The organism is Serratia sp. CY32780 (assembly GCF_052169135.1).
Classification (GTDB): domain Bacteria; phylum Pseudomonadota; class Gammaproteobacteria; order Enterobacterales; family Enterobacteriaceae; genus Serratia; species Serratia sarumanii.
Genome location: NZ_JBJNLI010000001.1, coordinates 689,242 through 702,216 on the forward strand (window position 1 = coordinate 689,242; position 12,975 = coordinate 702,216).

Annotated in this window: 11 protein-coding genes; 8 read left to right on the top strand and 3 right to left on the bottom strand. The window is 60.3% G+C overall.

Annotated elements, in window-relative coordinates:
• Positions 1-25 precede the first annotated feature (25 nt).
• On the bottom strand, positions 26-946 hold the full coding sequence (gene ptrR, locus ACJ8HH_RS03450) for a putrescine utilization regulator PtrR (protein WP_049213003.1): 921 nt from the start codon (positions 944-946) through the stop codon (positions 26-28).
• A 105-nt stretch (positions 947-1,051) separates the two neighbouring features.
• On the opposite strand from ptrR, the gene ACJ8HH_RS03455 reads away from it, so the two are divergent.
• The 8 genes from ACJ8HH_RS03455 (at position 1,052) to ACJ8HH_RS03490 (ending at position 10,055) form a co-directional block, all read left to right on the top strand.
• Complete coding sequence (locus ACJ8HH_RS03455) at positions 1,052-2,209, top strand: YbfB/YjiJ family MFS transporter (RefSeq protein WP_033654978.1); 1,158 nt, start codon at positions 1,052-1,054, stop codon at positions 2,207-2,209.
• Between the two features lie 244 nt (positions 2,210-2,453).
• Positions 2,454-3,119 carry a GTP cyclohydrolase I FolE gene (folE, locus tag ACJ8HH_RS03460; RefSeq protein WP_004938969.1) on the top strand — a complete coding sequence of 222 codons (666 nt, stop codon included), beginning with the start codon at positions 2,454-2,456 and terminating at the stop codon, positions 3,117-3,119.
• Between the two features lie 79 nt (positions 3,120-3,198).
• The gene (gene yeiB, locus ACJ8HH_RS03465) at positions 3,199-4,371 is read left to right on the top strand and encodes a DUF418 domain-containing protein YeiB (RefSeq protein WP_049213002.1); all 1,173 of its coding nucleotides are present in this window, start codon (positions 3,199-3,201) and stop codon (positions 4,369-4,371) included.
• A gap of 127 nt (positions 4,372-4,498) precedes the next feature.
• Positions 4,499-5,536 (top strand): HTH-type transcriptional regulator GalS, encoded by a 1,038-nt coding sequence (gene galS, locus ACJ8HH_RS03470; RefSeq protein WP_033646782.1) that lies wholly within the window; start codon positions 4,499-4,501, stop codon positions 5,534-5,536.
• A 264-nt stretch (positions 5,537-5,800) separates the two neighbouring features.
• The gene (gene mglB, locus ACJ8HH_RS03475; protein ID WP_039566832.1) at positions 5,801-6,793 is read left to right on the top strand and encodes a galactose/glucose ABC transporter substrate-binding protein MglB; all 993 of its coding nucleotides are present in this window, start codon (positions 5,801-5,803) and stop codon (positions 6,791-6,793) included.
• Positions 6,794-6,892: 99 nt separating this feature from the next.
• Entirely contained in the window at positions 6,893-8,401 is a 1,509-nt protein-coding gene (gene mglA / locus ACJ8HH_RS03480) for a galactose/methyl galactoside ABC transporter ATP-binding protein MglA (RefSeq protein WP_033637724.1), read from the top strand.
• 11 nt (positions 8,402-8,412) lie between these two features.
• Complete coding sequence (gene mglC / locus ACJ8HH_RS03485) at positions 8,413-9,423, top strand: galactose/methyl galactoside ABC transporter permease MglC (protein WP_004938953.1); 1,011 nt, start codon at positions 8,413-8,415, stop codon at positions 9,421-9,423.
• 239 nt (positions 9,424-9,662) lie between these two features.
• On the top strand, positions 9,663-10,055 hold the full coding sequence (locus ACJ8HH_RS03490) for a tautomerase family protein (RefSeq protein ID WP_033654967.1): 393 nt from the start codon (positions 9,663-9,665) through the stop codon (positions 10,053-10,055).
• Positions 10,056-10,179: 124 nt separating this feature from the next.
• Here the strand turns inward: ACJ8HH_RS03490 and sanA are convergent, their stop codons facing one another.
• Positions 10,180-10,923 (bottom strand): outer membrane permeability protein SanA, encoded by a 744-nt coding sequence (gene sanA / locus ACJ8HH_RS03495; RefSeq protein WP_039566829.1) that lies wholly within the window; start codon positions 10,921-10,923, stop codon positions 10,180-10,182.
• A 169-nt stretch (positions 10,924-11,092) separates the two neighbouring features.
• Positions 11,093-12,790, bottom strand: a complete 1,698-nt coding sequence (locus ACJ8HH_RS03500) for an NAD-dependent malic enzyme (RefSeq protein ID WP_033637726.1) — start codon at positions 12,788-12,790, stop codon at positions 11,093-11,095.
• Between the last annotated feature and the right edge of the window lie 185 nt (positions 12,791-12,975).

Genomic DNA, 12,975 nt, shown 5'->3' on the forward strand with positions numbered 1-12,975 from the left:
TCTCCTCAGTGGTTTTCTTTTTAAATCAGGCGATATCGACAACGTCTGATAAATCGTTGGGGGTGCTTTCATCAACAGCGGCGGTTTCCGTCTGTTCAATAATCAATTCTTTCAGCGCGCGCACGTTCGGGCCGAACGCGTCGCGGCGCCACAGCAGCCAGGTGGCGGTGTCGGCCACGTCCGGCGGCAGGGGGTGAACCCGGACCCGCTCATGGCCCGGCAGCAGGCTGAGCACCGAATGCGGGATCATCGCCAGCCCGGCGCCGCTGGCGACGCAGGCCAGCATGGCGTGATAGGACTGGATCTCCATAATTTGCCCCGGCCGCGCGCCTTCGCGCTTGAACCAGGTCTCCAGCCGCAGGCGGTAGGAGCAGCTGGCGCGAAAGGCGAACAGCGTCTCGCCATTGGCGTCTTTGGCGCTGTGGATCGGCGCGTGATCGAGGCAGGAGATCACCACCATATGTTCAGGATAGGCGATGCAGCCGTTCAGCTCGTCATAGGGTACCGGGCCGTCGACCAGCGCCGCGGCCAGCGTGCCGGCGCGCACCCGATCGGCGATTTCGCCGGAGGTGCCGGTGGTCAGCGACAGCGAAACCTGCGAGAAGCGCTGGTGGTAAGCCGCCAGCAGCGAGGGCAGGCGGGTAGCGGCGGTGCTCTCCATCGAGCCGAGGGCGAAGTTGCCCGCCGGTTCGCCGGCGTGGGTGATGCTCATCGCCTCGTCGCTCAGCGCCAGGATGCGGTTGGCGTAGCACAGAAAGTTATGGCCCATCGGCGACAGGCGCAGGCGTTGTTTTTCGCGGATAAACAGATCGGCGCCCAGCTCCTGTTCGAGCTGGCGCAGTCGGGTGGTCAGATTCGACGGCACGCGGTGCAGCTGCTCGGCGGCGCGGGCGACCGAGCCGGTTTCCGCCACGCAGCAGAACATGCGAAGCTGGGTCAGATCCATAATATTCTCGTTTCGTGATGAACTTGATTAGTATTATTCAGTTTTTGTGAGTTTAATACTGCGGCATGATACTGGCAACTTTCTTTTAACCTTTTGGATGCCGATATGGCTTTACGTATTGCCTTGAGCGGTTTTGCCGCGCTGATCGTTGCGATGGGCATTGGCCGCTTCGCTTTCACCCCCCAGGTGCCGCTGATGATCGCGGAACATCAGTTCACCCTGACCGGTGCCGGGCTGGTGGCGGCGATCAACTATTTGGGCTATCTGTGCGGCGCCTACGACGCGATGCGCGCCACGCGCCACGTCGAGCGGCGCCTGTGGCTTGGCGTGTGGGGCGCGGTGGCGCTGACGCTGCTGTCGGCGCTGGCGCAGGATGAATGGACGCACGGCGCGCTGCGCTTCGTCATCGGCTGGGCCAGCGGCTGGGCGATGGTGCTGGTAGCGGCCTGGACCAATGAGCGGTTGGCGCACTACGGCCGGCCGGCGCTGAGCGCGGCGGTGTTCGCCGGGCCGGGCGCCGGTATCTTCCTCAGCGGCATGCTGGCGGTGGGCATCAACACGCTGGGGCTGACGGCGGCGCAGGCCTGGCTGGTGTATGGCGTGCCGGCGCTGGCGTTGGTGGGGGCGATTAGCGCCTTTCTGCCGCGCAGCGGCGAGCTGCATCGCCCGGACGTGGCCCCGGAACCGCTGCTGCTGACGCCGGCGCTCAAACGCCTAGTGTGGAGCTACAGCCTGGCCGGGTTCGGCTACATCCTGCCGGCGACGTTCTTGTCGCAGATGGCGGCGGCGCGTTTTCCCGGCAGCCTGTTCGCGCAGTTCGTCTGGCCGGTGTTCGGCGGCGCGGCGGTGCTGGGGATCGTTATCGGCATTTTGACCCGCCATCGGCTGACTACCCAGACCCGGTTGGCGATCACGCTGTGGATACAGGCGCTGGGCGTGCTGAGCGCCGAAGTGGTGCCGGGCGTGGCCGGCCTGGCGCTCGGGGCGTTGCTGACCGGCGGCGGCTTCCTCTGCGTGGTGCAGCTCGCCCTTCAGCACGGCCGTGAACTGGCGCCGCGCCATGCGCGCTACATGGCCGGGTTGCTGACCACCGGTTATGCGATCGGCCAACTGGTCGGGCCGATGCTGTCGGCGCTGTCGACCGCCTTGACCCATCGACTGGAGCCGGCGCTGTACGTGGCGGTGGCGGCGCTGTTGGTGGCCGGTGCGCTGGTGGTGAATACCCCGGCGCGGCGGTTGGCGCAAAAAACGGCGATGCGGTGATTGAAATCCATACAAAAAGCGTGGAATCCCGCAGCTGGCCTGATTGTGCTAAATGCGAATATTTCACCTGCGGATGAAGCACAATCACTGGATAATCGCCGCGCTCTCATCTACAGTGGGGGCAAAATCTTGACCGGGTTCACGTTATCCACCACGAAAACTCTGCCGTCACGAGAGCAAGCAATTCGCTGGCCGCACGCCCTACCAGGCCGCCGGCGGGTTCCGTCCGCAGGAGAACAAATACATGACATCATTAAGTAAAGAAGCCGCGCTGGTGCATGCGGCGCTGGAAGAGCGTGGTCTGGAGACGCCGCTGCGCGGGGAAGTGCTGGATCGCGAAACGCGCAAGCGCCGCATCAAAGAGCACATGACCGAAATCATGCAGCTGCTGAACCTCGATCTGTCCGATGACAGCCTGGCGGAGACGCCACATCGCATCGCCAAAATGTATGTCGACGAGATCTTCTCCGGGCTGGACTACGCCAACTTCCCGAAAATCACCGTTATCGAGAACAAGATGAAGGTGGATGAGATGGTGACGGTGCGCGATATCACGCTGACCAGCACCTGCGAACACCACTTCGTGACCATCGACGGCAAGGCCACCGTGGCCTATATCCCGAAAGACTCGGTGATCGGCCTGTCGAAGATCAACCGCATCGTGCAGTTCTTCTCCCAGCGTCCGCAGGTGCAAGAGCGCCTGACCCAGCAGATCCTGGTGGCGTTGCAGACCCTGCTCGGCACCAATAACGTGGCGGTATCGATCGATGCGGTCCATTATTGTGTCAAGGCGCGCGGCATCCGCGACGCGACCAGCGCCACCACCACCACTTCGTTGGGGGGGCTGTTCAAGTCCAGCCAGAATACCCGCCAGGAGTTCCTGCGCGCAGTGCGTCATCACCAGGGGTGATGGCGTTGCGGGGCGACCCGCACGACGACAACAGGCGCCTGCGGGCGCCTTTTTCATGAGCGGAAGACAGCGATAAAAAATGAACAGTCATTCTCTGCCGCGCATCGCCACGCTGGACTGCGTGCGCGGCATCGCCATCCTCGGCATTTTATTGCTGAACATCAGCGCCTTCGGCTTGCCGAAGGCCGCCTACCTCAACCCGGCCTATTTGGGCATGCCGTCATCGCGCGACGCCTGGACCTGGGCGCTGCTCGATCTGTTCGCCCAGGCCAAGTTCCTGGCGATGTTCGCGCTGCTGTTCGGCGCCGGGCTGCAAATGCTGCTGCGGCGCGGCAAAAGCTGGATCCGCGCGCGGCTGTCGTGGCTGCTGCTGTTCGGCCTTGCGCACGCCATCTTCCTGTGGGACGGCGACATTCTGCTGGCCTACGGGCTGATCGGCCTGGTGTGCTGGCGCATGATCCGCGAAGCCAAAGAAACCTTCCAGCTGCTGAAAACCGGCGTGGTGCTGTATTTGATCGGCGTGGCGGTGCTGCTTTTGCTCGGCTTCATCTCGCACGGTGAGCCGGGCAGCTTCTGGCAGCCGGGCGCGGCGGAGCTGCAGTACGAGAAGTTCTGGAAGCTGCAGGGCGGTTTCGAAGCCTGGCGCAGCCGCGCCGATCTGCTCTCGTCCAGCCTGCTGGCCATCGGCGCGCAGTATGGCTGGGAGCTGGCGGGGCTGATGCTGTTCGGCGCCGGGCTGATGCGCAGCGGCTGGCTGCGCGGCAGTTATTCCTCCGGTTATTATTTGCGGCAGGCGGCGTGGCTGCTGCCGCTTTCGGTGCTGATCCAGCTGCCGGCGGTGGCGCTGCAATGGCAGGTGCATTGGGACTATCGCTGGAGCGGTTTCCTGCTGCAGGTGCCGCGCGAACTGGGCGCGCCGCTGCAGGCGATGGGCTATCTGGCGCTGTGTTACGGTTTCTGGCCCACGCTGTCGCGCATGCGCATCGCCCACTGGCTGACCCTGGTGGGACGTATGGCGCTGAGCAACTACCTGCTGCAAACGCTGATCTGCACCACGCTGTTTTATCGCTTCGGCCTCTATGAGCAGTTCGACCGGCTGCAGCTGTTGGCATTTGTGCCGCTGGTCTGGCTGGCCAACCTGGCGTTTTCCGCACTGTGGCTGCGTTACTTCGAGCAGGGGCCGATGGAGTGGCTGTGGCGCAGGCTGACGCAGCTGGCCGCCGGCGAAGCGGAACCCAGGGCGTTAAAGTGAGCGCCTGCCAGCAGGTTAAAAAAATGTATGTAAACGTTTTCTTTCCTGTGACGCAATTCACGCAGAGCAGCGGGCCAATCGGGGTAGGATAGCGCCACCGGCCACTACCCCGATTTCAGGATCCCGCATGCCTCCAGTTCATCCGATCACCATCCGCGACGTGGCGAAACGCGCCGGAGTCTCCGTGGCGACCGTCTCCCGCGTGCTGAATCACAGCGCGCTGACCAGCAAGGAGACACGCGAGCAGGTGCTGCAGGCGGTGGCGGAGCTGGGCTATCGCCCCAACGCCAACGCGCAGGCGCTGGCGACCCAAAGCAGCGATACCCTGGGCGTGGTGGTGATGGACGTCTCCGATCCGTTCTTCGGCGCGCTGGTGAAAGCGGTAGACACGGTGGCGCAGAAACACCACAAATACCTGCTGATCGGCAACAGCTATCATCAGGCGGACAAAGAGCGCCACGCGATCGAAGTGCTGATTCGCCAGCGCTGTAACGCCCTGATTGTTCACGCTAAAGCCCTGAGCGACGCCGAGCTGATCGGCTTTCTGGAGCAGGTGCCGGGCATGGTGCTGATCAACCGGATTATTCCCGGCTATGAGCCGCGCTGCGTCGGGCTGGATAACGTCTGCGGCGCGGAAATGGCGATGCGTCTTTTGCTGTCGCAGGGCCATCGGCGCATCGGCTATCTGGGCTCCAATCACCCGATCGAAGACGGGCCGCTGCGCCAGCAGGGCTATGCGCAGGCGATGGCCGCCGCCGGGCTGGCCACGCCCGACAACTGGCGCGCCTACGGTTCGCCGGATCTGCAGGGCGGCGAGGCGGCGATGGTGGAGCTGCTGGGGCGCAACTTACAGCTGAGCGCGGTGTTCGCCTACAATGACGCCATGGCCGCCGGCGCCATGGCGGTGCTGAAAGAAAACGGTATCACGGTGCCGCAGCATTTCTCGCTGATCGGCTTCGACGACATCCCCATCGCGCGTTACACCAGCCCCAAGCTTACCACGGTGCGCTACCCGATCGTCTCGATGGCCACGCTGGCCACCGAGCTGGCGTTGCAGGGCGCGGCAGGCCTGACGGAGCCGCAGGCCGCTCATCTGTTCATGCCGACGCTGGTGCGGCGCCATTCTGTCGCCCCCTGGCAAAGTGAGGCGACGGTCACTCTCTGACGATTTAATCTTGTGTAACCGTTTTCAATCTGTGAGAAAATTCACAGAATATTAACATCACGCCGTCTATGCTCTAGGCGTTTTCCGGCGCAAAGGCCCTTGCCGCTGCAACCTTTATCTCGCGCTGACACAGCATTTCTCGGAAATAACAAAATCCACGGACGGCAGGTGTTGAGTGGAAATCGCCTGGCCTGGGGTGTGCGCACTGCCGGTGACCATTGGCTCAAAGACGAGTAATACCCTACACAGAACCGGAGACTGACAATGAATAAGAAGGTTTTCACCCTGGCCGCCATGGCCGCAGCCATGATGTTTGGCGCCGCAGCCCATGCTGACACCCGTATTGGCGTCACGATTTACAAATACGACGACAACTTCATGTCGGTGGTGCGCAAGGCGATCGAGAAGGACGCCAAGGCTTCACCGGACGTCACCCTGCTGATGAATGACTCGCAGAACGACCAGTCCAAGCAGAACGATCAGATCGACGTGCTGCTGGCCAAGGGCGTGAAAGCGCTGGCGATCAACCTGGTCGACCCGGCCGCGGCGCCGGTGGTTATCGATAAGGCGCGCGCAAACGATATCCCGGTGGTGTTCTACAACAAAGAGCCTTCCCGCAAGGCATTGGACAGCTACGACAAGGCGTATTACGTCGGCACCGACTCCAAAGAATCCGGCGTGATCCAGGGCGAGCTGATCGCCAAACACTGGCAAGCCAACCCGGCCTGGGATCTGAACAAAGACGGCCAGATCCAGTTCGTACTGCTGAAAGGCGAGCCGGGCCACCCGGATGCCGAAGCGCGCACCACCTACGTGGTGAAAACGCTGAATGAAAAAGGTATCAAGACCCAGCAGCTGCAGATGGATACCGCGATGTGGGATACCGCGCAGGCGAAAGACAAGATGGATGCCTGGCTCTCCGGCCCGAACGCCAACAAGATTGAAGTGGTGATCGCCAACAACGACGCCATGGCGATGGGCGCGGTGGAAGCGCTGAAGGCGCATAACAAGACCACTATCCCGGTGTTTGGCGTCGATGCGTTGCCTGAGGCGCTGGCGCTGGTGAAATCCGGCGCGATGGCGGGCACGGTGCTGAACGACGCCGACAACCAGGCGAAAGCCACCTTCGAGCTGGCGAAAAACCTGGCGGCGGGCAAACCGGCCACCGAAGGCACCCAATATAAAATCGAAAATAAAGTCGTGCGTATTCCTTACGTCGGCGTAGATAAAGACAACCTGTCTCAGTTTGTTAAATAAGAATTGAGATCCCGCTAAGACCCCGCCTGCGGCGCCAACACCAGGAATACCGCCGGCGGGGATGTTTACGACTGCAAGACAGTTAAGCCAGGTGTATTTATGGCCGATAGCTCACGCGAATTTTTGCTGGAAATGACGGATATCTGTAAGTCATTTCCCGGCGTCAAAGCCTTGGACAATGTCAATTTACGCGTCCGTCCGCACTCGATTCACGCCCTGATGGGGGAGAACGGCGCGGGGAAATCGACCTTGTTGAAATGCCTGTTCGGCATTTATAAAAAAGACAGCGGCAGCATTGTGTTTCAGGGCCGGGAGATCGATTTCAAGAGTTCGAAGGAAGCGCTGGAGCACGGCGTTTCCATGGTGCACCAGGAGCTGAACCTGGTGCTGCAACGCACCGTGATGGACAATATGTGGCTGGGGCGCTACCCGACCAAAGGCCTGTTCGTCGATCAGGAAAAAATGCTCAAAGACACCCAGGCGATCTTCGACGAGCTGGATATCGACATCAACCCGCGCGAAAAGGTGGGCAACCTGTCGGTGTCGCAGATGCAGATGATCGAAATCGCCAAGGCGTTCTCCTACGACGCCAAAATCGTCATCATGGATGAACCGACCTCCTCGCTGACGGAGAAAGAGGTCAATCATCTGTTCACCATCATCCGCAAGCTGAAAGAGCGCGGCTGCGGCATCGTTTATATCTCGCACAAGATGGAAGAGATCTTCCAGCTGTGTGACGAGATAACGGTGCTGCGCGATGGCCAGTGGATCGCCACCCAACCGCTGGAAGGGCTGGATATGGACAAGATCATCGCCATGATGGTCGGCCGCTCGCTCAGCCAGCGCTTCCCCGACAGGCAGAACACGCCGGGTGAGGTGATCCTCGAGGTGAAAAATCTGACGTCGCTGCGCCAGCCCTCGATCCGCGATGTGTCCTTCGATCTGCACCAAGGCGAGATCCTCGGCATCGCCGGGCTGGTGGGCGCTAAGCGCACTGATATCGTCGAGACGCTGTTCGGCATTCGCGAAAAGGTGGCGGGCACCATCAAGCTGCACGGAAAAGCGATCGATAACCACAGCGCCAACGAAGCGATCAACCACGGTTTTGCGCTGGTGACCGAAGAGCGCCGATCCACCGGGATTTACGCCTACCTCGACGTGGGCTTCAACTCGCTGATCTCCAATATCCGCAATTATAAAAACAAGCTCGGCCTGCTGGATAACGCGCGGATGAAGAGCGACACCCAGTGGGTGATCGACGCCATGCGGGTGAAAACGCCGGGGCATCACACCCATATCGGCTCGCTGTCCGGCGGCAATCAGCAGAAGGTGATCATCGGCCGCTGGCTGCTGACGCAGCCGGAGATCCTGATGCTGGATGAACCGACGCGCGGCATCGACGTGGGCGCCAAGTTCGAGATTTATCAGCTGATGACCGAACTGGCGAAGAAGGGCAAGGGGATCATTATCGTCTCGTCCGAAATGCCGGAGCTTTTGGGGATCACCGACCGTATTTTGGTGATGAGCAATGGTCAGGTTGCGGGCATCGTTAACACCAAACAGACCTCGCAAAATGAAATCTTACGTCTCGCCTCCCTGCACCTTTAAGGATCGGAATTATGAACGCGCTAAATAAAAAAACCTTATTTACCTATTTCAAGGAAGGCGGCATTTACGTGGTGTTGCTGGTGCTGTTGGCCATCATCATCATTCAGGATCCGACTTTCCTCAGCCTGATGAACCTGAGCAACATCCTGACGCAGTCTTCGGTGCGCATCATCATCGCGCTGGGCGTGGCGGGGCTGATCGTGACCCAGGGCACCGACCTGTCCGCCGGGCGGCAGGTGGGGCTGGCGGCGGTGGTGGCGGCCACGCTGCTGCAGTCGATGGATAACGTCAACAAGGTGTTCCCGCACATGGAAACCTGGTCGATTCCCCTGGTCATCCTGCTGGTGTGTGCGGTCGGTGCGGTGATTGGCCTGGTTAACGGCCTGATTATCGCCTATCTCAACGTGACGCCGTTCATCACCACCCTGGGCACCATGATCATCGTCTACGGCATCAACTCGCTGTATTACGACTCGGTCGGCGCTTCGCCGGTTGCGGGCTTCGATCCGAAGTTCTCCACCTTTGCCCAGGGCTTCTTGCGCTTCGGCGACTTTAAGCTGTCGTACATTACCTTCTATGCGCTGATCGCCATCATATTCGTCTGGATCCTGTGGACCAAGACCCGCTTCGGCAAGAACATCTTCGCCATCGGCGGCAACCCGGAAGCGGCCAAGGTGTCCGGGGTCAACGTGCCGTTGAACCTGATCATGATCTATGCGCTGTCCGGCGTGTTCTACGCCTTCGGCGGCCTGCTGGAAGCGGGGCGCATCGGCAGCGCCACCAATAACCTCGGCTTTATGTACGAGCTGGACGCCATCGCCGCCTGCGTGGTGGGGGGCGTCTCCTTCGCCGGCGGGGTGGGTACGGTGTGGGGCGTGGTGACCGGGGTGATTATCTTCACCGTCATCAACTACGGCCTGACCTATATCGGCATCAACCCGTACTGGCAGTACATCATCAAGGGCAGCATCATCATCTTCGCCGTGGCGCTGGACTCGTTGAAATACGCCAAGAAGAAGTAGATTTACCACTTCGCAGACGACAAAGGCCGGCCTATTGCCGGCCTTGTTACGTTGGGCGGTGTACGGGGCTAGGCAAAATAATAAGGTATTATTTGGCAATGGCTGGCTGGGTGGTTTCGGGTAAGGGATATTGCCCGATCTTGAGGTTGGGTTGGTTACAGCGTGACACAGTTTTCGGGCTACCAACATGACATGAAGTCAGTAAACTGGTTTTATCTACCGTTCTCAGGGAGCAAACTATGCCTGTATTTACCATTACGCTGAAAAGACGTAATACGCTTGATAAGAAAAGAATTTCATCAGCTATTCACGCGGCGGTAGTAAAAACCGGCTATCCTGCGAACGATCAATTCCAGCGCTTTATCAGTCTTGAGGAAGACGATTTATATGTGGATCCCACTTATCCCGATCTGGAATCCCCCCGCAGCGCTAACTTCGTGTTGATTGAAGCTATGCTTTCCTCTGGCTCCCCCGATGCCCGCAAACAATTACTCTTACAGTCACTGGTACAGGAACTCGCCCTGATTGGACTGGACAGCAATGACCTGATGGTCCTCTTCATTGAATTGGACCGTTTGAATAGTTCATTCGGCGGTGGCAGAAGGGCATCCCCACTTTCAATGTCGCAATAAGCTGTCAGCGTACGTAGAGGGGCTTTACGCAAATCATCCGGTATTCGTTAACACGGCGTTTTCTCGCATAATACGCCCTTTTAGCGTATTGCTGGGGGCGCGTGTAAAACCCTCTGCCGGATGATTAAGGCTGTTTGGCTTTCTGCTTCTCTTCTTTCAGCTTGTGCTCCAGCTCCACCAGCTGTTCCGGCGAAACGGCGGGATAGCCCTGGGCGTCTTCCGGCACGGTGTGCATGGCGGAGATCGGGATCAGCGGGCCGAGGAAGCGCGGTTCGCGCTTGAGGATATAGAGATCGGTCAGTGCGCCCAGGCGGGCGAAGATCTCGCGGGCGCGCACCGTCATCATGTCTTTCGGCGACGGCACCGCGTAGCACTGCGCCTGAATGCCCATGTGCAGGGCGATGAACAGCGCGCGCTCGCAGTGGAAACGCTGGGTGATGATGATGAAATCGTTGGTGTCGAACACCTTGCGGGTGCGCACGATGGAGTCCAGGGTGCGGAAGCCGGCGTAGTCCAGCACGATATCGCTCGGCGCCACGCCGGCGGCGATCAGATCGCGGCGCATGGTCATCGGCTCATTATAGCTTTGCTGGGCGTTGTCGCCGCTCAGCAGCAGGTATTTCACCTTGCCGCTGTTATAGGCGTTGATCGCCCCCTGAATGCGGTAACGGTAGTACTGGTTGATCACCCCGGTGCGGTAATACTTGGCGGTGCCGAGCACCACGCCGACCTGGCGGTGCGGCAATGCCTGCAGTTCGTCGTAGACGTAAGGCGCGGTTTTCCAGCTGATCCAGCGATCGAGCGCAATAGCCGAACCCATCAACACCGCAATGATGATGAACAGGCTGATGATCAGGCGTTTCCACATGTTGTTGCCTTACGCGCGCCGGGCTGAAAAAGATGGATCAAGGCTACTTTACCTGACCGACCTACGCAAGACGCGAACCGCCTGAAGCACGCGCGCCGCCGCATTTTTCGGCGTTTTTGCCGCACAAAAAAGCCCGGCGGAGCCGGGCTGGGTCATTTCAGCGCGCCATTCAGAACGAGGTGCGCTTGTAGCTGCGGTACTGCGGCCGCCAGAAGTTGTGTTCGATGGCTTTCGACAGCGCATCTTCGGAGGTGACGATCGCCACGCCCTGCAGCTGCGCGGCTTTACCCACTTCCATGGCGATGCACTTCGACACGCCCTGAATATCGTCGATATTCGGCAGCAGCGCGCCGTGGCCGTCGGTGGCCAGCGGCGAGCAGTCCGCCAGCGCGCGGCTGGCGGCCATCAGCATGGCGTCGGTGACGCGGGTGGCGCCGGAGGCCAGCACGCCGAGGCCGATCCCGGGGAAGATATAGGAGTTGTTGCACTGGGCGATCGGGTACAGCTGGTCTTTATAGCTCACCGGCGCGAACGGGCTGCCGGTCGCCACCAGGGCGGCGCCGTCGGTCCAGTTGATGATGTCTTCCGGACGGGCTTCCACGCGCGAGGTCGGGTTGGACAGCGGCATCACGATAGGGCGTTCACAGTGCTTGTGCATCTCGCGGATCAGCTCTTCGGTAAACAGCCCCGGCTGGCCGGACACGCCGATCAGAATGGTCGGCTTGGCGTTGCGCACCACGTCCAGCAGCGAGATGGCGTCGCTGGCGGTTTCCCAGCCGGCCAGGTTGTCGCTCTTCTGCACCAGCTTGCTCTGGAAGTCGAGCAGGTTCGGCAGTTTGTCGGTCAGCAGGCCAAAGCGGTCGACCATGAATACGCGGGCGCGCGCTTCGTCTTCGCTCAACCCTTCGGACTTCATCTGCGCGATGATCTGCTCGGCGATGCCGCAGCCGGCGGAACCGGCGCCGAGGAAGGTGACGGTCTGATCGCGCAGCTGGCTGCCGGCGGCGCGGCTGGCGGCGATCAGGCTGCCGAGGGTGACCGCGGCGGTGCCCTGGATGTCATCGTTGAAGCAGCAGATCTCATCGCGGTAGCGATTCAACAGCGGGGTGGCGTTGTTCTGCGCGAAGTCTTCGAACTGCAGCAGCACGTTCGGCCAGCGGCGTTTGACCGCCTGAATAAACTCTTCGACGAAGGCGTGGTACTCCTCGCCGGAGATGCGCGGATGGCGCCAGCCCATGTACAGCGGATCGTTGAGGCGCTGTGGGTTGTTGGTGCCGACGTCCAACACTACCGGCAGGGTATAGGCCGGGCTGATGCCGCCGCAGGCGGTATACAGCGACAGTTTGCCGATCGGAATGCCCATGCCGCCGATGCCCTGGTCGCCCAGGCCGAGAATGCGCTCGCCGTCGGTGACCACGATCACCTTGACGTTCTGCTTGGTGGCGTTTTGCAGCATGTCATCGATGCGATCGCGGTTCGGGTAGGAGATGAACAGCCCGCGCGCGCGGCGATAGATATCGGAGAAGTGCTCGCAGGCCTCGCCGACGGTCGGGGTGTAGATGATCGGCATCATCTCGCTCAGGTGCGAGTCCAGCAGGCGGTAGAACAGGGTTTCGTTGGTGTCCTGGATGTTGCGCAGGTAGATGTGCTTGTCGTTATCGTTCTTGAAATCCTGATACTGACGGTAGGCGCGTTCCACCTGTTCTTCGATGGTTTCCACCGCTTCCGGCAGCAGGCCGTGCAGGTTGAAGTGGCTACGTTCTTCCTCGGTGAAAGCGCTGCCTTTGTTCAGCAGCGGAAATTCCAGCAGAATCGGGCCGGCGTAAGGGATGTAGAGCGGGCGTTTGCTTTCGTATTCTAGTTCCATCAGTTTTACTCTTCACGTATCAGATAACTTTATTGCCGACGATCCTAAGAGATAAAGAGCAGATGTACAGCATTTGTTGCCAGATGATGAACCAGGTTGGCGTAATTATCGACAATCAAATGATTTTTTAACTAAAGAAAGTGTCTCTGGCGGCGTCGGGGCATTGTATTTGGCGGGCGGGGCTG